This is a genomic window from Engelhardtia mirabilis (genome assembly GCF_007748095.1).
GTDB lineage: Bacteria > Planctomycetota > UBA1135 > UBA1135.
Map to the genome: position 1 here is coordinate 2467208 of NZ_CP036287.1, position 19729 is coordinate 2486936.

The window sequence follows — 19729 nt, forward strand, 5'->3', positions numbered from 1 at the left end:
AGTCTGGACAGCGGGCGCCTCCTTGCCTCAAAGGAGATATACGGGTCGAAAAAGCTGCTCAGAGTCCACGGGGCAGGCGATAGGGTTTCAGGCGACTTGGAGGTCTCGTTATCCAGGCGGCCGGCGGGCGGCCGCCGCGGACCTCCGAAGTGCCACAGCGCCAGTCCCTCATGGCCACCACCGTCCCTCCCTCGCCAGCGGTCGAGACCTTCCGCTACGACGACGACATCGTCCGAAAATTCGTCTTCGCCACCGTCCTCTGGGGCGTGGTGGGGACGTTGGTCGGGCTGCTCCTCGCTTTGCAGTTGGCCGCACCGGCCCTGAATTTCGACCTGCCCTGGTTGAGCTTCGGCCGCCTGCGCCCGCTGCACACCAACGCGGTCATCTTCGCCTTCGCCGGCAACGGCATCTTCGCGGCGATCTACTACTCGTCCCAGCGCCTGCTCAAGGCGCGCATGTTCAGCGACCTGCTCGGTCGGCTGCACTTCTGGGGCTGGCAGGCGATCATCGTCGCGGCGGCGATCACCCTGCCCCTGGGGATCACCCAGTCCAAGGAGTACGCGGAGCTCGAATGGCCCATCGACATCGCCGTCGTGGTCGTTTGGGTGATCTTCGCGATCAACTTCTTCGGGACCCTGGCGCGGCGGCGCGAGCGCCACCTGTACGTGGCCATCTGGTTCTACATCGCCACGATCGTCGCGATCGCGGTGCTGTACATCGCGAACAACCTCGTCCTGCCGGTCACGGCGACCAAGAGCTACTCGGTCTACGCCGGGGTGCAGGACGCGTTCATGCAGTGGTGGTACGGCCACAACGCGGTCGCGTTCTTCCTGACCACGCCCTTCCTGGGGCTGATGTACTACTTCCTGCCCAAGGCGGCAGGGAGGCCGGTGTTCAGCTACCGGCTCTCGATCCTCCACTTCTGGTCGATCGTGTTCATCTACATCTGGGCCGGCCCGCACCACCTGCACTACACGGCGGTGCCGGCCTGGATGAGCACCCTCGGGATGCTCTTCTCGCTGATGCTGTGGATGCCGAGCTGGGGCGGGATGCTCAACGGCCTTCTGACCCTGCGCGGCGCGTGGCACAAGGTCACCGAGGACCCGATCCTCAAGTTCTTCGTGGTCGGCGTGACCTTCTACGGCATGAGCACCTTCGAGGGCCCGATGCTCTCGATCAAGAGCGTCAACGCCCTCAGCCACTACACCGACTGGACCATCGCCCACGTCCACGCCGGCGCCCTCGGCTGGAACGGGTTCATGATCTTCGGGATGCTCTACTGGCTGGCGCCGCGTCTGTACCAGGCGCCGCTGCACAGCCGGGCATTGGCTACGACCCACTTCTGGATCGGCACGGTCGGGATCGTGCTCTATATCGTCCCGATCTACATCGCCGGCCTGACCCAGGGCCTGATGTGGCGCGCCTTCGACGCTTCCGGGGTGTTGTCCTACGGGGACTTCCTCGAGACGGTCCTGGAGCTGCGTCCGCTCTACGTGCTGCGCGCCGTGGGCGGGTCGCTCTACATCGTCGGCCTGCTGATCGGTGGCTACAACCTGATCCGCACCTGGGGCGCACGCCCGGCGAAGTACGCCGAGCAGGTCGCCGAAGCCGCGCCCCTGGCCCGCAACTTCGTCGATCCGCCGGTACCGGACAGCCCCCTGGAGGGCGTCTCCAACGTCGGCCGCAAGCTCGACTACTGGTTCCGCGCCGACTGGCACCGCCGCTGGGAGCGTCGCCCCCTGCGCTTCACGGTCTGGGTCGCGATCGCGGTCGTCTCCGCTTCGCTGTTCGAGATCATCCCGACCTTCGCGATCAAGTCGAACGTGCCGACGATCGCGTCGGTGCAGCCCTACACCCCGCTCGAGCTGGCCGGGCGCGACCTGTACGTGTCGGAGGGCTGCTACAACTGCCACTCGCAGATGATTCGGCCCATGCGCCACGAGACGGAGCGCTATGGCGAGTACTCGAAGGCCGGGGAGTTCATCTACGACCGGCCCTTCCAGTGGGGCTCGCGGCGGATCGGCCCGGATCTGGCGCGCGAGGGACAGACCAACACCTCGATCGCCTGGCACGTGCGCCACATGAACCGGCCTTCCGATACGAGCCAGGGCTCGATCATGCCGGCCTACCCGTGGTTGCTCGAGGACGACCTCGATTTCGAGGGCATCCAACGCAAAGTCGACGTGATGGCGGCCTTCGACGTGCCCTACGGCCCCGAGTTGGGTGATGCGCCGGGAATGGCGCGGGTCCAGGCCCAGGAGTTGTTCGACCGCTTCATCGCGGAGCTCTCGGAGAACGAGCGACCCGAGTGGGAGGGCAGTGGCCTCCAGGACAAGCAGATCATCGCCCTGGTGGCCTACCTGCTGCGCCTGGGGGTCGACATCAACAAGCCGATCCCCGGCACCAAGGCGGCCGAGCTGGCCGCTGCGGCCGCGAATGGCGCGTCGAAGGAGGTGCCCAGTGGTACTCGCTGATCTGACCGCCGGCCTGCCGGCCCTGCTCGGCCTGGTCTGGCTCAAGGACCTGGCCACGGTGCTGTTCTTCCTGTTCTTCGTGGGCGTGATCGTGCTCCTGGTGGTGCGCGGCAAGGCGCACTACGAACCCCAATCCAGAATCCCCCTCGAAGACGACGTGGTCGAGCCCCGGGAGGTGCGCTGACATGAGCGAACCCGAGAACGAACTGCTGCTGGACCACGAGTACGACGGCATTCGCGAGTACGACAACCCTCTGCCGGCCTGGTGGGTCTACACCTGGCTGGCGACGGTGCTGATCTGCTTCCCGTACGTCGCCTGGTTCCACGGCGCGGAAGGGCGCACGATCCAGGACCAGTACGAGCAGGAGCTGACCGACTTCGCCCAGGCCATGATCGCCACCTACGGTGATCTCGACGCCGACCAGGACACGATCCTGCGCTACATGCAGGACGACGTGGCCATGGCCGGGATGGCCAGCCAGTTCAAGGGCAAGTGCGCCACCTGCCACCGCGCCGACGGCTCCGGCAACGTGGGGCCCAACCTGACCGACGACTCCTGGATCAACGTTACCAAGGTCGAGGACATCGTCGGCGTGATCCGCAACGGCGTGCCGGCCAAGGGCATGACCGCCTGGGGCGGGACTTTCTCGGACACCCAACTGGTGCTGATGGCGGCCTACGTCGCCTCGCTGCGACTGCACCCGGTGGACGGCAAGGCGCCCCAGGGCAACGAGATTGCGCCCTGGCCCGAGCTGGCGCCGACGGCGAACGCCTCCGGCGCTCCTGCCGCCGACGCGGGGACGCAATAGCGCCCCGTACCCGGGCGGGCGTCACGACGACCGACGCCCGCCCGGGTCCGACCGATCCTTCTCGTCCGACCTCCCAGTCACCACCGTCCCTCCCGGGAGGAGGCCATCGTGAGCCCGCTCACCGACCACAACGCACCGTCGCGACCCCAGGATGGGGTCCTCGCAACCCTGAACGAGGACGGCAGCCGCCGCTGGCTGCGTCCGAAGCTGGCCAAGGGCCGCTTCCTGCCGCGCCGCGCGGTCGTGGCCTGGGCGCTGATCGCCCTGTTCACGATCACGCCCTTCATCAAGATCGACGGAACACCCCTGTTCCAGTTCGACGTCGCACACCGGCGCTTCACCTTCTTCGCGACGACCTTCAACGCCGACGAGACCCTGCTGCTCGCGCTGCTGGTGGTCTCGATCTTTGTCGGGATCTTCTTCGTGACCGCGCTCTTCGGTCGCGCCTGGTGCGGCTGGGCCTGTCCGCAGACGGTCTACATGGAGTTCGTCTACCGGCCCCTCGAGCGCTTCTTCGACGGCAAGCACTACACCAGCGGCGGGCGCACGCCCATGCCGAACTGGCGGCGAGCGCTCAAGTACGTCGCCTTCACGTTGATCTCGCTGCACCTGGCCAACACCTTCCTGGCCTGGTTCGTGGGCGTCGACGCCATGTTCGAGTGGACGCGGCAGTCGCCTTTCGAGCACCCGGGTCCCTTCGTCCTGGTCCTGGTGGTGACGGCGCTGATGATGCTCGACTTCTGCTTCTTCCGAGAGCAGATGTGCACCCTGGCCTGCCCCTACGGCCGGCTCCAGTCGGTGCTGCTCGACAAGGACTCGATGATCGTCGGCTACGACGCCCGGCGCGGCGAGCCGCGCGGCAAGCTCAAGAAGGGTGCGCAAGCCGAGGGTCGCGGCGACTGCGTCGACTGCAAGCTGTGCGTGCAGGTTTGCCCGACCGGCATCGACATCCGCGACGGACTGCAGCTCGAGTGCGTGGGCTGCACCCAATGCATCGACGCCTGCGACGGCGTGATGGACAAGATCGGCAAGCCCCGGGGCCTGATCCGCTACAGCTCCGAGAACCGCCTGGCGGGGATCGCGCCCAAGTTGCTGCGCCCGCGGGTGGTGCTCTACCCGATCGTGCTGGTCGTCATGCTGAGCGCCTTCGGCTTCGCCCTGGCCAAGCGCTCGCCCCTCGAGATCGAGCTCCTGCGGGTGCGTTCGACGCCCTACGAGGTGCTCGAGGACAGCCGGGTGTCCTCCAAGGTGCACGTCAAGCTGACCAACCGCGACGACGCGCCCCGCCGCTACAGCCTGGCCGTCGACGGCCAGGGCGCGGAACTGCTGGCGCCGGCCTTCCCGGTCACGATCGAGCCCGCCGACGACTTCGAGTCGACCGTCTTCGTGCTCGTGGACCGGGAGCGCTTCGAGCGCGGTCGCGCCGACGTCGTCTTCCGCGTGGTTGACGACCTGGGCCGCGAGACGCTGAAGCGGGGCTACGTGATGGGGCCGCTCTTCAGCTCGAGTTCGAAGGCGGGTGACCAATGAAGATCCAAGCACACCACCGTTGGGTCGGGATGATCGTGGGCCTGTTGGGCATGAGCTTCGTGATCCAGTTCACGGCCCTGTGGTTGGCGAACAGCGATCCGTCCTTCGCCGTGGTCGAGGACTACGAGCGCAAGGCGCACGACTGGGACGACTTCCAGGCCCAGGTGGCCCACAACGCGGAGTTGGGTTGGCGGGCGGACCTGCGCACGAGCCCCCTGGCCCGCGGCGTCGAGGTCGTGTTGACCCTGACCGACGGGGAGGGGGCCGCGATCGAGGGCGCCGAGGTGGCGCTCGTGGCCTTCCACAACGCACGCGCAGGCGAGAAGCTCCGCGTCGCCCTGCCGCACATCTCGGGCTCGCGCTACGGGATGGCCCTGCCCCTACAGCGCGCAGGCCTGTGGGAGTTCCAACTCGAGGTCCGCAGCGGCGATGACCTCTTCACCGACACGATCCGCAAGTCGGTTGCGGTGGGGGGCTGACCCATGTGGGAGCTGACCCTCGCAGTGGCCCTGGCGAGTCTGCTCGGCTCGGTGCACTGCGCCGCGATGTGCGGGCCGTTCGTCGCACTGTTGGCCCGGCCGGGCGAGCGGCGCCTGCCGGCCGACCTCGCCTACCAGGCTGGGCGGCTCGCGAGCTACGTGGCCCTCGGCGCGCTGGCTGGCGGCATGGGGGCGGCCCTCGACCTCTCCGGTGCGATCTTCGGCCTGCAGCGCGCTGCGCTCGTGATCGCGGGGGCGGGTCTCGTGCTCTTCGGCCTGGTCTCCCTGGCGCGCAACTTCGGCTGGCGGATCGGCTTCGGACACGGAGGCCGCCTCGCCCGCCTCGCCCGCGGGCTGCAGGTGCGCGCCGCCAAGGCACCGCCACGCCGGCGCGCGTTGTTCGTGGGCCTCGCGACCGGCCTCTTGCCCTGCGGCTGGCTCTACGCCTTCGTGCTGAGCGCCGCGGCGACTGGCGACGCTCTGCACGGCGCCCTGACCATGGCGGCCTTCTGGTTCGGCGCCCTCCCGGCCCTCAGCGCGGTGGGCCTGTCCGCTCGCCGGCTGCTCGGGCCAATGCAGCGTCGCGCACCCGCCGTCGGCGCCCTGGCCCTGGTGGCCCTGGGACTGGTCGCGCTCTCCGGTCGGTTCAGGGTGCCGGCGCTGAGCGCCCAGGGCGGGCGCGCCGGGGACCAATCGGCCCTCGGACTCGCCGAGGAGGCGGCGCTGGCCACTCCCTCGTGCTGCGCCGCCGATGGGGACGCCGTCGATGGCTGACACCAGCACGGAGCGACACCGAGTCTTCCGCGGCGCCGCGGTGCTCTGTGACCACTGCCGGCTGGTGGTCCCGCCGGGCCTCGTCGATCCGTCGGCGCAGTGGCAGTTCTGCTGCAACGGGTGCGCCACCGTCTTCGAGGCCATCCACGAGGCCGGCCTCGACCGCTTCTACGACCTGGCGGCCGACGAGGGCGAGGCGGCGACCGAGCCCGCCGCCCCCAGCGGCAAGCGCTACGACGAGTACGACGACCCCGCCTTCCGCGCTCTCTACGCGCGCGAGCTGCCGGACGGATCGAGCTCGATCGAGCTCTTCCTCGAGGGCGTCCACTGCGCCAGCTGCGTCTGGCTTGTCGAGCGCCTGCCGCGCATCGTCGACGGCTGCCTCGAAGTGCGCCTGGACCTGCGACGTCAGGTGGCGACCGTGCGCCACGACCCCGCGCGCGTGGAGCTCTCGGTCGTGGCCAGGGCCCTCGACCGCCTGGGCTACCCCAGCCATCCGTCGCGCGCGGCGGAGCACAGCGCCCTGCGCAAACGCGAGGAACGCGGGCACCTGCTGCGCCTGGGCATCGCCGGGGCCTGCGCGGGCAACGTCATGCTGGCGGCCTTCGCCCTCTACGGCGGCGCGGCGAGCGGCATGGACCCCTGGACCCTGCGCCTGTTGCGGGGCTGGTCCCTGGCCTTCACCCTGCTGGCGGTGCTCGGCCCCGGGCGCGTGTTCTTCGTGGGCGCTCTCGGCGCGATCCGCGCGCGCACCGCGCACATGGACCTACCCGTGGCCCTGGCCCTGACCATCGGGACCCTCTGGGGTGCCGTCAACACGGTTCGCGGCCGGGGCGAGGTCTACTTCGAGTCGCTCACGGCGGTGGTGTTCCTGCTGCTGCTCGGCCGCTGGTTGCAGCACCGTCAGAGCCGCGCCGCGGCCGAGGCGGTCGAGCTGCTGTTCGACCTGACGCCCTCGTCGGCCCGCCGGCTCGAGATCGGCGACGACGGAGCGGAGTCGGTGCGCGAGGTGCCCCTGGCCGCGATCGAGCCGGGCGACCTGGTCGAGGTGCGGCCCGGAGACTCGGTCCCGGCCGACGGCGTGGTCGCGAGCGGCCTGAGCCACGTGGACCTCTCCCTGCTGACCGGCGAGTCCCTGCCCGTGCCCCTGGGCCCTGGCGATCGCGTCCACGCGGGGACGGTCAACCTCGAGGGACGCCTGGTGGTCGAGGTCGAGGCCGCCGGGGCACAGACGCGCGTCAGTCGCCTGATGCAGTTGGTGGAGCGCGGCGCCGCCGACCGCCCGCCGATCGTGCGCGTGGCCGATCGGGTGGCGCATTGGTTCGTGCTCGCGGTGCTGGCCCTGGCCGCCGTGACCTTCGGCCTGTGGTGGAGGGTCGACCCCGCCCTGGCCGTGGAGCACACCGTCGCGCTGTTGATCGTCACCTGTCCCTGCGCCCTGGGTCTGGCCACGCCCCTGGCGGTCCAGGCGGCCCTCGGCCGCGCGGCGTCGCGCGGGATCCTGATCCGCAGCGGTGAGGCCCTCGAGCGCCTGCGCGGGACGGGAACGGTGTTGCTCGACAAGACCGGCACGCTCACCGAGCCGCGGCTCCATGTGATCGAGTGGATCGGCGACTCGCGCTGGCGCGCCCACGTGGCGGCGGCCGAGGCACAAGTGGCACACCCGATCGCGCGAGCCCTGGCCGCATTGCAATCGGAGCTGCCGTCGATCGAGGTGTGTGACCTACGCTCCTTCGGACGCGGCCTCGAGGCCCGTGTCGGTGATCACAGCCTGCGGGTCGGATCGCCGAGCTTCGTCGCGGCCCGGGCCAGCGCCGCGCCCCAGGCGATCGAGGCGGCCACGGCGACGTCGATCGCAGCCGGGCGCACGGTGGTCTGGATCGCCGTCGACGGCAGCACCGTGGCGGCCGCGAGTCTGGGCAACCCGCTCCAGGAGGGCGCGGCCCAGGCCGTGGGCGAGCTGCGACGCCTGGGCTTCGACGTGCGGGTCCTGTCCGGCGACGACGAGCGGGTCGTGCGCGCGGTGGCGGCCGAGGCCGGCATCGGGCCCGAGGCCTGCGAGGGCGGAGCCAGCCCCGAGCGGAAGCTGGCCGTGGTCTGCGAGCTGCGCGCGCGCGGCCCCGTGATGATGGTCGGCGACGGCGTCAACGACGCCGCGGCCCTGGCGGCGGCGGACTTTGGGCTCGCGGTCCACGGGGGCGCCGAGGCCAGCCTTGCGGCCGCCGACGCCTTCCTCTCGCGGCCCGGCATCGGCGCGATCGGCGACCTGATCCACGGAGCCCGGCGCGCGGTCCGCGTGATCCAGCGCAACTTCGCCGTCTCGCTGGTGTACAACGCCGTCTCGGCCAGCCTGGCGGTGGCCGGGATCATCCACCCCGCGGTCGCGGCGGTGCTGATGCCGCTGAGCTCGCTCTCGGTGGTGACCCTCTCCTACCGCAGCCGGACCTTCTGAAGGCGCGCCCGCCGTCGGCGGCGTTGTTCCCGCGGTGTCGCGTCGAAGCCGGGGCCTAGCAGCCCGAGGGTCGAGGCTCGACGCTAAGCCGCAACCTCGCTGACGCTTAGGGAAGCGCAATTAGAAGTTCGCATTGTTTTTTGGCCAAGCCGGGCTGGCGACCGCGTGGGGTTCCGTTCATCTCCAAGGACCCCAGCCCATTGCCGTCGTTGCCGTCCGAGTGTGATTCGGCGTGGCGCGACCACCGACAAGATCGGCGCCGAATCGCTCAGCGCTGCTTCGATCGAGCCCGTGTCATTCGAGGAGAGGGACGACCGGACCGTGACCATCTACGATCGACTCGCCGAGAGCCCCACGCCCTCCGACGTCCTGCTGAAGACCTTCTGGGGCACCCCCCCGCAGACGGATCAGTGGGCGGAGGTCGTCTACAAGCTCGCCTCCGACCTGTCGGGCTATCCCCACTCGACCCACGTCTTGATCCACGGGCGCTACGGGGTGGGCAAGACCAGCTTCCTGCTGAGCCTGCGCGAATGCCTGCGCGAGCGAGCCCGGGCGCGGGGCGCCGACGAGCCGCCGTTGCTCGACCTGTGGCTACACATGCCTATGGTGACGGCGAACTCCCCGGCGTCGGCGGCGTCAGTGATCGGAGCGATCGTCGAGAACCTGTGCGGACGACCGATCGTGCCCAGCTCGGGCATGGACGACCTGGAAAGCGTACGCAGCTGCGCGCCGGACGTGGAGGGCTTCTGCGCGCACCTGCTCGACGCCTTCGAAGAGCTCTGGAATCGGACGATCGAGAGCGGCCCGACCGTGGAGGCCACGTCGGAGCGCGAGCCGCCGCGGCCGACCCGCCTGGCGGGCAGTGAGGTGCGCCGGGCCAGCCGTACCTACCGCGCGAACACGATCGAGCAGCTGATCGAGCACCGCCTCGGCTGGTGCCCCGACGGCACGCAGGGGGCGCAGCTGGTCGTCTACCTGGACGACGTCGACCGCTGCCACGCCTCCGTCTCACGGGAGATCGTCGACCTCCTGCTGCGCTTCCGCGCCAACCGCGCGGTGCGCTTCGTGATCGCCTGCGACCGGACGCTGATGGAGAAGGGGGTGGCCGATTGGATGGAGAACAACGGGACCGTGGCCGACGGGCACCCGCTGGTCAACGCCAACTCGGCGCTCGAGAAGTACCTGGACCACATGGTCGAGCTGCCCGATCTCGGGCAGCACCCGATGGTCCCCGGCACGGCGCGCTTCGTGGCCTTCGACACTCGGATGGTCGAGCTGCTCATGACCCCCGTGCCGGGGGCCTCGGGTGGTGGCATCGAGCCGCTGATCCCGAGCGTCGACAAGGAGCTGTCGGGTCGTGGGCCGATCCTCGGGGACTTCCTCCTGACCTGGCTGATGCAGGACCTCGAGGAGGCCGACCTGCTGCACCGCACGCGGGAGGAGGAAGTCGACCGCCCGGGCTTGACCCTCCCCCAGAACCTGCCCGAGAACCTGCCCGAGAACCTGTCGTCGTCGGAGCAGGAAGACCTCGGTCCCCCCAAGGCGAGCGACCTCGGTTCCACAGTGCTGGAGCCGGAACTGGAGGCCCGAGTCGTCGAGGAGTTCGAGTCCATTCCGACCTCCGATCCCGAAACCGCTCGCAAGGACCGAGCTCACTCGGTCGAACAGGACGACGAGCCGAGGGCCATCACCGACCAGCATCGCTACGTTATCACCGACCAGCATCGCTACGTTCCCGAACAGAGCAAGGATGCGAGCATCCTCCGCAAGCCGCTGACGGCTCTCGCCGAGGGCCTTCGCAAGCTGTGTCGGATCGACCCGGAGTTGCGAATCCTGCGGCTCGTCGGTCGGTACCGGTCCTTGGCCTCCGTGCTGACGCCGAGGCAGCTCAAGGCCTACCTCCGCGCGCGGCTCTTCGGCACGACCTCGGCCGAGGACAACCCGGAGAGCACCCTGCTCCAGCAGGTCTTCCCGGCCTTCTACGAGCTCCGTCAGACGGAGCCGGTGCGCTTCGAGTACGCGACCAAGCTCGCGGCGACGACCGTCAAGTTCCGTCCACCGTCGGGGTTCCAGATGCAGGTCTTCGTCAGGCAGCTCGAGTGCTTGCTCGAAGACTCGGCCGTGCTGACCAAGGAGCGGCTGCGCACCGCCTGGCCCGCGAAGAGCAAGGAGCGGCTGCTCCTGATCTACCTCTTGGCCTTGATCGACTGGGATGGAGGCGCGGTCGCGGCCGTCGACAGCAGCACCGTCGGTGCCATCGACGGGATCGTGGGGGGGCAGGATCGGGAGTTCCTCGCCTGGGTCCAGCAGGCCGCGGGGGTCACTCCGGAGGGACCGACGCTCCAGGACCAGCTCTCGTCCTACCAGGACGCCGTCCTGGCGGCTTTCAACCGTGGTGACCAGGGGGCCGCGCTGACCGTCGCCGACTACGCCGGTCGCTTCGTCACCCGCCACATGCCCTATCTGGGTGAGCGTTCGGCGACGACCCTCTCGAACCTGGCCGTGTTGCTCAACGACCTGGAGCCCTACGAGGTCGAGTGCGACCGGCTGTTCGGCTTCGCGATCCAACTGGATCCGTCGGAGTCGCGCATCGCTCTCTACTACGCCGAGTTCCTGCTCGATGTGCTCGGGAAATCGCCTCGTCTGCAGCGGCTCCTCGGGGGCGATCGCTACGACAGCAGCGCCGACTTGATGGTCCTGATCGAGGAGCTGCTGCAGAGCGCCTCGCGCATCGGCGACCCGGTCAACCGGTTCTACCTCGAGCTACTGCGGCTGCGCCTGGCGGGACTCCAAGGGATGCCCCAGGCCAGCGTCGTCGATCGCATCGACGAAGTCACCCGGGAGCACATCCCGCTGCTGGTGACCACGGCGAAGAACTGGGACAACGAGCCCTTCTCGCGCTTGGTCAGCGCCCTCGATGAGGCTGTCCCGGCGAAGCAGGAGAACGCCGTGGCCCTGGCGAGAGTCTTCGGTCGGGTCTGGGGTGTGCTCGAACGGGTCGGGGCTCCCACGTGGGGGGCGATCAGCAACATCGCCAACTCGTTCATCGGCCAGAGCAGGGCCAACAGCCAGGAGGAGACCCTGGGCCTGCGGATGAACCTGGCGCTGATGACGGACCGGGACCTGATCGAGCTCAACAAGCGGCGCGTCTCGGCGATCTGGACCCAGTCGATCCTGACCTGGGCGCGCAGGTCGGCGGGCAAGACGCCGGAGTCCCGCCGGCGCGCGGCGCTCGGGATGTTGGCGTCGCTGGTCTACGGGATAGACAACCAGTGGGTGCCCCGGGCGCGCATTCTGTGGGACACCCTGGCGGGCACGGGGGAACCGACCTCGGAGGGGTTCATCCGGACGCTACAGGAGTCCGGCGATGTCGAGCGGTTGTTCGGCATGCTGAATGCGCTGCAGGAGGATCCGTCGAGCCCGGAGGCCATCGTCGAATTCGTGTTCGAGGGCGACCTGGGCCAGCCCCTGCACACGGTGGAGGAATTGGCGAGCGAGCAGGCCTGGCCGTTCTGGGATGAGTTGAAGCGTGAGATCGATAGCGACGCCGAGCGCTACCTGGAGCAGTCAAGCGGTGGCGACGGCGCGCCGGCAGAACTCGCAGAGCCGGAAGAGCGGGACTCGGAGGAGGAGACCAGTAATGACAACTGAGCGCGTGTTGCTCGACCGGACGGCCGTGCTCGGCCGCATTTGTGACAGCCTGGGCCTCGACGGGGACGCATCGGATGGAGCGGAGGCGCCGTGCCGCAACGTCCTGCTGGCCGGGCCCTGGGGTTCCGGTAAGACGACCATTCTCAAGCTCCTCGAGGCGCGAGCCGGCGCGGAGGAGACGGCGTACCACGTGCTGCGCTTCTCGCCCTGGGCACAGCTGGGCGACGAGGACCCGCGCCGGGGCTTCCTCAGATACTTGGCCACCCAGGTCATCTCGACGACTCCACCGCCGACGACCGCCGGCGAGGCCAAGCGGGCTTGGAGCATCTTCCGGGACTGGGGTGAGCGTTTCATCACGGACGGCTGGGGTCAGGCGGCCGTGGAGTCGATCGGGTCCATCGCCCCCGGCGCGCCGGTTGCGTTTGCGCTCGCACGCCTCGCCACCGACCTCGCCAAGGGCGGCAAGGAGCCGGCCGATGGCGATACACAGCCCCAGCTGCCGCCGCAAGGCGAAGCGCTGCGGAAGCAGCTTTCCGAGGTCCTCGAGACCCTGGCCGCAGCGAACGGAGCCAAGCGGCTGCTGCTGCTCGTCGACGACCTGGATCGGACGCGGCCGGAGTACGCCGTCGCGGTGCTGGAGCAGCTCCACCACCTGTTCCTGCCCCAGGAAGGCGAGACCGATTGGCCGCTCAGCAGCGTCTGGGCCGTGAACATCGAGGTCCTCGAGCAGTTCCTCTACGAGCACTATCGCCATCAACCCTCCTTCGATCCGACCGCCTACCTCGAGCGCCTCTTCGACCGCAGGGTGAACGTCCCGCCGCTCTTCCAGACCAAGGACTCCCAGGCGCCGAGCGAGCCAGAGCGGCTCTGGCGCGACTCCCTGGAGAAGTTCGCCGAGGACCTCTCGGCGCTCGCCGAGCGATCGCCCGAACGGAGCGAGGCCATTGCCGCCGCGTCCGAACAGTGCCGGGGATCGCTGGCCCGCGACCTCGCGGACGGCCTGAGCTACGCCTGCGTCGGGAACCTGCGGCTCTACGAGTCGATCCGCGAGGGCTGCGTCGACTACTGGCGTACCCAGCTCAAGGCCGGCGAGGAGGATTGGGACGCCGGGCGCTCGAAGCGACTGGTCGAGGACGCTCGGCGCATCACCCTGATCCTGGCCTACCCGGGTTTCCGGGAGAGCGTGGCGCTCTTCGACGGCATGTGGCCGTTCTTCGTGAACCGCCTCAACGACCGGATGTCGAGCACGGTCACCGAGGCCATCGTCCACCCCTCCTACCGGCACCTCGACGACCCGAACCTGGCGACCCTGCTGCAGGACCTTGGCGCGCTGCGCCACGAGGACAAGGCCGAGCGTTACGTGATTCAGTGGGAGGGGGTCAACCGGCTCTCGCGGGGGCTGGGCGACATGCTCCGGCAGGGGTTCTAGGCGCGGCCCCGACGCGGGCTCGCTGTCCCACGGCCGGCGGGGCCGAGCTCGAATCGCGGCAGTGTGGGAGCGACAGAGCGGCCCCGCTCGTGTAGAACGCGGCCCTGGGCCGGTCGCGGTTGCCGCGGGCGCGCGCTCCAGCAGGCGTCGTCCCCGTCGATGAATCTCCTCCTGATAGTCATTCCGATCGCGGGCCTGATCGTGATCGCCGCGCTGCTCGCCTTTCGCTGGGCGGTCAAGGACGGGCAGCTCGACGATCTGGAGACGCCGGCCCTGCGGATGCTGCACGACGACGAGCCTGGCCCGCGGCGGCGACCAGTCCCGGACCCCCCGCCCGGCGTGGCCCAGGAGGCCGATGACCCGGGCGCCGATGGCGGCGGCGATCCAGCCTCCGCGATGGTCGTCGCCGCGGTCCTGGCCGCAGGCGTCGAGGGAGATGCCGATTTGGACGGCGAGGCGAACGAAGGGGCGCCTGTCGGCGACGGGCCTGTCGACGACTCGTCGCGCGACTCTGGCGACTCTGGCGATGGTTCAGGCGGAGGAGACGACGAATGACCATCGTGCTCGCATCGATCGCCGTCGGCATGGTGGTCGCCATGCTCGGGGTCTACGCCGTCGCGCGGACCGAGATCAAGGACGGCCGCCCCCTGGGCTTCTCCTGGCGGCTCGGGTTGGCGTCGGTTCAGGCCTACATCTCCACCTGGGCGGTGGTGCAGATCGCCGCCGGCCAGGTCTTCGCCGGCGCGCCCTTCGACGAGCGCACCAACCAGCTCGTGACCTTCCTGCGCCGGCTGACCATGGCCGGGCTCGTGGGCTGGGCACCCTTCGCCATCGCGACGCTGACGATCGCGCTGCTGGCTGCCCGCCGCGGCGATCGGGACGCCATGTTCGCGCCCCTCGTCGCCGCCGCGATCTACGCCGTGGCGCTGATGGCCCTGTTCACGTCAGGCTGGCTCACGGGGCCGATTGGCTGAGCCTGCGCGCGTCCACCGCCAGAAGCTCGTCCGGCAGTCGGTAACTGCGCTCGCGGTAGAGGATCGACGGCAGGAGCGCGTAGGCCAGGGCCCGGCGCGCGAACTCGGGTTCGAGCTCGACAGGATTCAGGGCCTTGCCGTCCCAGAGGTACTGCGACGCGGGTAGCTGTGGCTGGTGGACGACGACCCGCTGCCCCTCCATGTAGGCCTGGTTCGAGCCGTACTGCATGATCGCTCGTCCCTCGGCGTCGTCGGGCAAAGCCGTCAGGTCGGTCCCGACCATCGGGTGGACGGAGTTGACCCCGATCAGGGACAGGAGCGTGGGCGCGAGGTCGATCTGGCTGACAACGCGCGAGTCCCTGCGCGGAGCGACATCGGTTCCGACGATCACCGCCGGGATGTGGAAGTGCTCGATCGGAACCAGGGAAGCGCCATAGACCCGCGAATCGTGGTCGGCGACGACCACGAACACGGTGTTGTCCCAGTAGGGCGCCTGACGTGCCGCGCCGAAGAAGGTGGATAGGGCGTAGTCTGCGTAGCGCACTGCGTTGTCGACGGTGGCCGGATCGTCGCCCTCGGTCTCGATGCGGCCTTCGGGGTACTCCCAGGGCGAGTGGTTGGAGACGCTGAAGACGACCGAGAAGAACGGCTGATCGCCGGCCGCGAGGAACGTCTCGTGGGCCTTGGCGAAGATGTCCTCGTCGCTGACGCCCCAGGAGCCCTCGAAGACCGGGTGCTCGAATTGACCGTTGTCGATGATCTCGGAGAAGCCGTTCCCGGTGAAGAACCGCTTCATGTTGTCGAAGTGGCTCTCGCCCCCGTAGATGAACTGGGTCCGGTAGCCCTTGCGGCGCAGCAGCTCGCCGAGGGTGAAGAAACCCTGTTGCGACAGGCCGAGCTTGACCACCGAGCGCGCGGGCGTGGGCAGGAACCCGGCGACCACGGCCTCGATACCGCGCACCGAGCGGGTTCCGGTGGCGTACATCTGCTCGAACCACCAACCCTCGTCGCGCAGGGTGTCGAGGAACGGCGTCGAGGGCTTACCGCCCAGGGTGCCGACGTATTGGGCGCCGAGGCTCTCTTCGAGGATCACCACCAGATTCAGGGGGCGCTCTCGCGCTACCGTGGCGATCTGCTGGTGCAGGGTGGGGATCGAACCTGGCACGAAGGCCTCGCTCGGGACTGTGACCATGGAGGCGCGAACCTCGTCGAACACGGCGGCCTCGCTCTCGAGCGAGCCGTAGACCGTTGCGGCGTCCTCCTCGTCCTTCATCTGCGCGACCGCGTAGGCCACCGAGTAGACCGAGCTGAGGGGCAAGTCGTTGAGCAGATGGTCGCCGCTGAAGGCCACCGAACTGGGGTTGGCCGCGCGGTGTTGGAGGCTCGACCGCGCGCCCAGGAAAAGGAGCGGCGCGAGGGCGACGAAGAGCAGGGCGCGCTTCCAGGCGGCGGTTGCGACCGTGGGTCGGACGTACCTGCCGTAGAGTCGCCAGACGAGCAGGGTTGCGGCGGTCGTGACGAGCGTCGAGACCAGGATCTCGAGCTTGTAGCCGCCGACGAGCATCGAGCCGACTTCCTTGGGGTGGACCAGGTACTCGACGAAGAGGCGGTTCGGTCGCGAATCGTACTCCTGGATGAAGGGCGGGGTCAGGACCTCCATGAACACGAACAGGGCCGTCAGCGCCGTCAGGTAGACGCGCACGGCGGCTGAGACCATGGGACCCGTTCCCGTGCGACCACCCGCGACCAGGGACAAGAGGAAGGCGGGGGCCACGGCGTAGCACAGGACGATCAGGTCCATCCGCACGCCCGAGACCAGGATCCTGCCGATACTGGCCGGATCGGGGACGCGCGCGCCGATCCAAGCCAGAAGTCCGAGCCGCGTCAGGGTCAAGAGCACCAGCAGCCCCACGACGAAGCGTGCATGGGCGCTGAGCAAGGCGACGGGGCGTTCGAGAGTTGGAGCGACGGTCTTGGTCGAGGTCATCGGAGCTCTCAGGACGATTCGAGAATGGCGATCCTGAGGGCCACACTGGCCTTGCCGACATGACGGGATCCTTAACCGCGCCGGATTGCACCGGGGAAATCCCTCGATCGACGCGTTGCCGGTCCGATGCGACGGTCGGGCGGGCCGAGCTGCAATCCGAGCGTCCCGGTTCTGTTCCTCGACCGACGGCTGCCCGCGAACCGAACTCACCACCCCGTCTCCGATCAGCTCGGCCGCCCCGGCAGGGGAACCGAGAAGACCGGTAGGTGCAGGACCCGGGCGGGGCCGTCCGCGGCCTCGACGGCTGCCAAGCCCCAGGCGCCGGCCGGTGCGAAGCGCGGGTCGGCGACCACGCGCGCCAGCCAACCGCCTGTGGCTTCGGTCTCCGAGTCCTCGAGCAGCAGCTCGTTGAACAGGGCCATCGAGGCGATGTAGGCCCAGAAGACTCCCCACGGCGCGAGGGGCAGCGCGAAGGGCACGGTCCAGTTCATCCAGGCGCCGTACCACCAGGCCGCCAGGTAGCCGCGCGGTTGCCGAGCGATGAACGGCAGGCTGCGCCGCAGGTCGAAGGCCGAGCGGAAGCGACCGGTCGAGCTCACCCGCAGGAAGCCCGCCGGTATCAGGAAGATGGCGGCGCTGAAGGCCGCAAGGAGCGCGGTGGCTTCCAACGGCGAGATGCGAGCCTCGCCCGCGATCGGGGAGGCGAGGAGCAGGCAGGCGGTGGGGAAGGCGAAGTTCGAGAAGAAGGGCAGGGCGACGAAGAAGGCGGCGACGCCCACCGCACCGAGGCCCGGTTGCCAGCCGCGCGAGAACGCCAGGGCGTAGAGCATCAGGTGCACTGGCGCCGTGTAGCCCAGGATCACGCCCATGGCGCGCAGGCCATTGGCCAGGTGCTCGCGATGGCGCCCGGTCCAGTCTGGCAGGCCCGTCGGCCGGTCCTCGAAGAAGTGCGGCGCGAGGGCCTTGCGGAAGCTGAGCAGCAGCGGCCAGCCGACGAAGGGCACGAACAGCAGCCAGCCGCCACGGCGCAGCTTGCGACGCCAGTCGGGATCGGCGAGCAGGTACAGGCTCGACGGGCGCGGACCGACGCTCACCAGTGTCGCCGCTCCAGCACGAACCAGATGTCGGCGATCGAGGTCGCCCGGTCGAAGGCCAGGATCCCGAGCAGGGCTGTGAACCACGCACCCCGCCGGCCGAAGCTCGGGAGCGCCAAGAAGAGCAGCGCGTAGGTCGGCCCACGCCGGAAGTGAATCACCAGCTCCGCCGGCGACTCGACCCACTCCCGCAGCCCGTGGAAGGCGGCGGTGTCCGTGGCGCCCAGGACGCCACGGCGAGCAGCGATCGGCTGGGGACTGTCACTTCATCCGAACCGGGCTCTCGGTCCTCACCAACCCCGCTTGCGCTTCGGGGCCCAGGTCAGCCACTGAGCCAGGCTCGCGTCGAGCACCAGGTCGAGCCCCAGGAAACGACCGGCGCCGGACATGAAGCAGCCGAAACAGCAGGCCGCCAGGAGCAGGTGCAGCAGCGCGGACTCCGCCGCGCCGAAGAGCCAGGCGTTCAGCATCAAGAGGGTCCCGATCGCGCCCAGGGGCCGCGTGAGGGCGCCGAAGACCAGGCCCAGGCCCACGGCCAGGACCAGCCACTTCCACAGGAAGGCGATGGCGTCGGGGTTCTCGAGCAGGACCGACTCACCCCACCAGCGGGCGAGGCCGGGCAGGTCCGGGAGGGCGGCTTCGACGCTGTCGCGGATGTAGGCGCCGCCGGTGGTCTCGCCAGGCAGGCCGAGCAAGCCGGCGCGGGTCAGGAGGGCGCCGGCGGCGACGCGGATCAGGACCAGGCCGGCGGTGGGGCGGGGCTGGGAGGAGGAGGCCATTGGGACGGATGCTAACGTGGCCCTCCGGCGGCAAGCCATGTGGACGGCCTTTGCGGTCCATTCGGCATGGTGATCCCCGCGATGCGTATCGCCCTCGGGCGGCGTTCCGGCCGCCACTGAATGCCCATGCACGATCAGAACAACGAGTCCGTGGCCCTCGCGGCCCAGGCCCTGCGCCGCCGAGCCCGCCTGGCCGCGGCCTGCGGCGAGGCTGCTCGCCTGGGCTCCTTGGCGCTGGTCTTGGCCGGGGCGGCGGCGCTGCTCGGCCGCGCGTTTCTCGGTTGGTCGATGGGTGAGGCCGCCTGGACCTTGGCGCTTCTCGTCGTCGTGCCGCCCGTCGCTTGGATCCGGGCGGCGCGGCGCACGCCGAGCCTGGAGTCGGCGGCGACCTGGCTCGACATCCACACCGGGGGCAGCGGCGCGGTCGTCGCGGCCCTCGAGCGCCCGCTCGACGGAGTCTGGGCCAGCAGCGCGGATTCGCGCCTGGCCGCCGGCCGCTCCGCCGGCGACCTGAAGCTGCCGCGCCTGCGGACGGCGCCGCTGCTGCGGCCTTCCGCGCCGGCTGCCGTCTTCTCGATCGCTTGCCTCTTGATCCCGCTCGGCTCGGGGCTGGTGGAGCCGCCGGACGCCAAGGCGGCCATCGAGCGGCGCGCCGAGGACCTGCGCGAGCAGCTGGAGGTCCTGGACGAGACCATCTCCCTCGACGACGACCGCGTCCAGGAGTTCGAGGACCGATTGCGCGCGGCCCTGGAGCAGGCAGCCGACGGCAACACCGAGTCCTCCTACGAAGCCATGGATCGGCTCGAGCTCGATGCGGAAGCCCTGGCCCAGCGCGCCGCCGAGGCCGCCGAAGAGGCCCTGCGCGCCATGAGCGACGCGGCCTCCGACATGGCCAGCGATCCCGCGGGCGCGCGCGAGCAGCTCGACGCCATGGCCGACGCGATGCAGGCCGCGGGCCTCGACCCCGGCGAGCTGTCGCCGGAGCTGTCGGCGGCGCTCGACGAGTTGGCGTCGCAGCTCGAGGCCCTGCCGCGCGGAGCGACCGGCGAGGAGGGCCTCGCGGCCCTCGAGCAGCTCGCGCAGGAGTTGGCCAAGATGGCCGAGCTCTCCGAAGAGCTGCGCGAGGCCCTCGCCAAGAAGCTGGGCGAGCTGGCCGAGGCCGGCCTGCTCGAAGGCGCCGCGCTGCCGAAGATGGAGATCGATCCGGCCATGCTCCAGGCCTTGATCGAAGCCCTGAAGAACATGGACCTGGACAAGTCCCTCTGCCCTCCCTCGCTCAAGCCCGGTGGGACCTGAA

At 69.7% G+C, this 19729-nt stretch carries 16 protein-coding genes; 12 read left to right on the top strand and 4 right to left on the bottom strand.

Annotation, left to right across the window (positions count from 1 at the left end):
* Window positions 1-170 precede the first annotated feature (170 nt).
* From ccoN to Pla133_RS09090, 11 genes are all read left to right on the top strand, one after another.
* Complete coding sequence (gene ccoN, locus Pla133_RS09035; RefSeq protein ID WP_145064591.1) at window positions 171-2474, top strand: cytochrome-c oxidase, cbb3-type subunit I; 2304 nt, start codon at window positions 171-173, stop codon at window positions 2472-2474.
* Window positions 2461-2658: a hypothetical protein gene (locus Pla133_RS09040; RefSeq protein ID WP_145064592.1), complete on the top strand. Its 198-nt coding sequence runs from the start codon at window positions 2461-2463 to the stop codon at window positions 2656-2658. The genes ccoN and Pla133_RS09040 overlap by 14 nt, the downstream gene beginning before the upstream one ends.
* Before the next feature lies 1 nt (window position 2659).
* On the top strand, window positions 2660-3283 hold the full coding sequence (locus Pla133_RS09045) for a cbb3-type cytochrome c oxidase N-terminal domain-containing protein (RefSeq protein ID WP_145064593.1): 624 nt from the start codon (window positions 2660-2662) through the stop codon (window positions 3281-3283).
* Between the two features lie 108 nt (window positions 3284-3391).
* Entirely contained in the window at window positions 3392-4813 is a 1422-nt protein-coding gene (ccoG, locus tag Pla133_RS09050; protein WP_419192275.1) for a cytochrome c oxidase accessory protein CcoG, read from the top strand.
* The gene (locus Pla133_RS09055) at window positions 4810-5292 is read left to right on the top strand and encodes a FixH family protein (protein WP_145064595.1); all 483 of its coding nucleotides are present in this window, start codon (window positions 4810-4812) and stop codon (window positions 5290-5292) included. Before ccoG ends, Pla133_RS09055 begins: the two co-directional genes overlap by 4 nt.
* A 3-nt stretch (window positions 5293-5295) precedes the next feature.
* The gene (locus tag Pla133_RS09060) at window positions 5296-6066 is read left to right on the top strand and encodes a sulfite exporter TauE/SafE family protein (RefSeq protein WP_145064596.1); all 771 of its coding nucleotides are present in this window, start codon (window positions 5296-5298) and stop codon (window positions 6064-6066) included.
* Complete coding sequence (locus Pla133_RS09065) at window positions 6059-8518, top strand: heavy metal translocating P-type ATPase (RefSeq protein WP_419192276.1); 2460 nt, start codon at window positions 6059-6061, stop codon at window positions 8516-8518. The genes Pla133_RS09060 and Pla133_RS09065 overlap by 8 nt, the downstream gene beginning before the upstream one ends.
* Window positions 8519-8839: 321 nt before the next feature.
* A complete protein-coding gene (locus Pla133_RS09070) occupies window positions 8840-12169 on the top strand; it encodes a hypothetical protein (protein ID WP_145064598.1) in 3330 nt (1109 codons plus the stop codon).
* Window positions 12159-13598, top strand: a complete 1440-nt coding sequence (locus Pla133_RS09075; RefSeq protein WP_145064599.1) for a P-loop NTPase fold protein — start codon at window positions 12159-12161, stop codon at window positions 13596-13598. Before Pla133_RS09070 ends, Pla133_RS09075 begins: the two co-directional genes overlap by 11 nt.
* A gap of 159 nt (window positions 13599-13757) precedes the next feature.
* A complete protein-coding gene (gene ccoS, locus Pla133_RS26125) occupies window positions 13758-14153 on the top strand; it encodes a cbb3-type cytochrome oxidase assembly protein CcoS (RefSeq protein ID WP_419192277.1) in 396 nt (131 codons plus the stop codon).
* On the top strand, window positions 14150-14572 hold the full coding sequence (locus Pla133_RS09090) for a hypothetical protein (RefSeq protein ID WP_145064600.1): 423 nt from the start codon (window positions 14150-14152) through the stop codon (window positions 14570-14572). The genes ccoS and Pla133_RS09090 overlap by 4 nt, the downstream gene beginning before the upstream one ends.
* Here Pla133_RS09090 and Pla133_RS09095 read toward each other — a convergent pair.
* The 4 genes from Pla133_RS09095 to Pla133_RS09105 all read right to left on the bottom strand — a co-directional run bounded on the left by Pla133_RS09095 (window position 14553) and on the right by Pla133_RS09105 (window position 18432).
* Window positions 14553-16559: an LTA synthase family protein gene (locus Pla133_RS09095; protein WP_145064601.1), complete on the bottom strand. Its 2007-nt coding sequence runs from the start codon at window positions 16557-16559 to the stop codon at window positions 14553-14555. The two genes, Pla133_RS09090 and Pla133_RS09095, sit on opposite strands and share 20 nt — an antisense overlap.
* 224 nt (window positions 16560-16783) lie before the next feature.
* Window positions 16784-17653 carry a DUF4013 domain-containing protein gene (locus tag Pla133_RS09100; RefSeq protein ID WP_419192278.1) on the bottom strand — a complete coding sequence of 290 codons (870 nt, stop codon included), beginning with the start codon at window positions 17651-17653 and terminating at the stop codon, window positions 16784-16786.
* Window positions 17650-17814 (bottom strand): hypothetical protein, encoded by a 165-nt coding sequence (locus Pla133_RS26130; RefSeq protein WP_419192279.1) that lies wholly within the window; start codon window positions 17812-17814, stop codon window positions 17650-17652. Before Pla133_RS26130 ends, Pla133_RS09100 begins: the two co-directional genes overlap by 4 nt.
* Before the next feature lie 129 nt (window positions 17815-17943).
* On the bottom strand, window positions 17944-18432 hold the full coding sequence (locus tag Pla133_RS09105; protein WP_145064603.1) for a DoxX family membrane protein: 489 nt from the start codon (window positions 18430-18432) through the stop codon (window positions 17944-17946).
* Window positions 18433-18558: 126 nt separating this feature from the next.
* On the opposite strand from Pla133_RS09105, the gene Pla133_RS09110 reads away from it, so the two are divergent.
* A complete protein-coding gene (locus Pla133_RS09110; RefSeq protein ID WP_145064604.1) occupies window positions 18559-19728 on the top strand; it encodes a hypothetical protein in 1170 nt (389 codons plus the stop codon).
* Window position 19729 lies beyond the last annotated feature (1 nt).

Bases quoted from the DNA above. Each gene is read 5' to 3' on its own strand.
- ccoN (WP_145064591.1), top strand. From the start codon at position 171: ATGGCCACCACCGTCCCTCCCTCGCCAGCGGTCGAGACCTTCCGCTAC.
- Pla133_RS09045 (WP_145064593.1), top strand. From the start codon at position 2,660: ATGAGCGAACCCGAGAACGAACTGCTGCTGGACCACGAGTACGACGGC.
- Pla133_RS09055 (WP_145064595.1), top strand. From the start codon at position 4,810: ATGAAGATCCAAGCACACCACCGTTGGGTCGGGATGATCGTGGGCCTG.
- Pla133_RS09060 (WP_145064596.1), top strand. From the start codon at position 5,296: ATGTGGGAGCTGACCCTCGCAGTGGCCCTGGCGAGTCTGCTCGGCTCG.
- Pla133_RS09065 (WP_419192276.1), top strand. From the start codon at position 6,059: ATGGCTGACACCAGCACGGAGCGACACCGAGTCTTCCGCGGCGCCGCG.
- Pla133_RS09075 (WP_145064599.1), top strand. From the start codon at position 12,159: ATGACAACTGAGCGCGTGTTGCTCGACCGGACGGCCGTGCTCGGCCGC.
- ccoS (WP_419192277.1), top strand. From the start codon at position 13,758: ATGAATCTCCTCCTGATAGTCATTCCGATCGCGGGCCTGATCGTGATC.
- Pla133_RS09090 (WP_145064600.1), top strand. From the start codon at position 14,150: ATGACCATCGTGCTCGCATCGATCGCCGTCGGCATGGTGGTCGCCATG.
- Pla133_RS09095 (WP_145064601.1), bottom strand. From the start codon at position 16,559: ATGACCTCGACCAAGACCGTCGCTCCAACTCTCGAACGCCCCGTCGCC.
- Pla133_RS09105 (WP_145064603.1), bottom strand. From the start codon at position 18,432: ATGGCCTCCTCCTCCCAGCCCCGCCCCACCGCCGGCCTGGTCCTGATC.
- Pla133_RS09110 (WP_145064604.1), top strand. From the start codon at position 18,559: ATGCACGATCAGAACAACGAGTCCGTGGCCCTCGCGGCCCAGGCCCTG.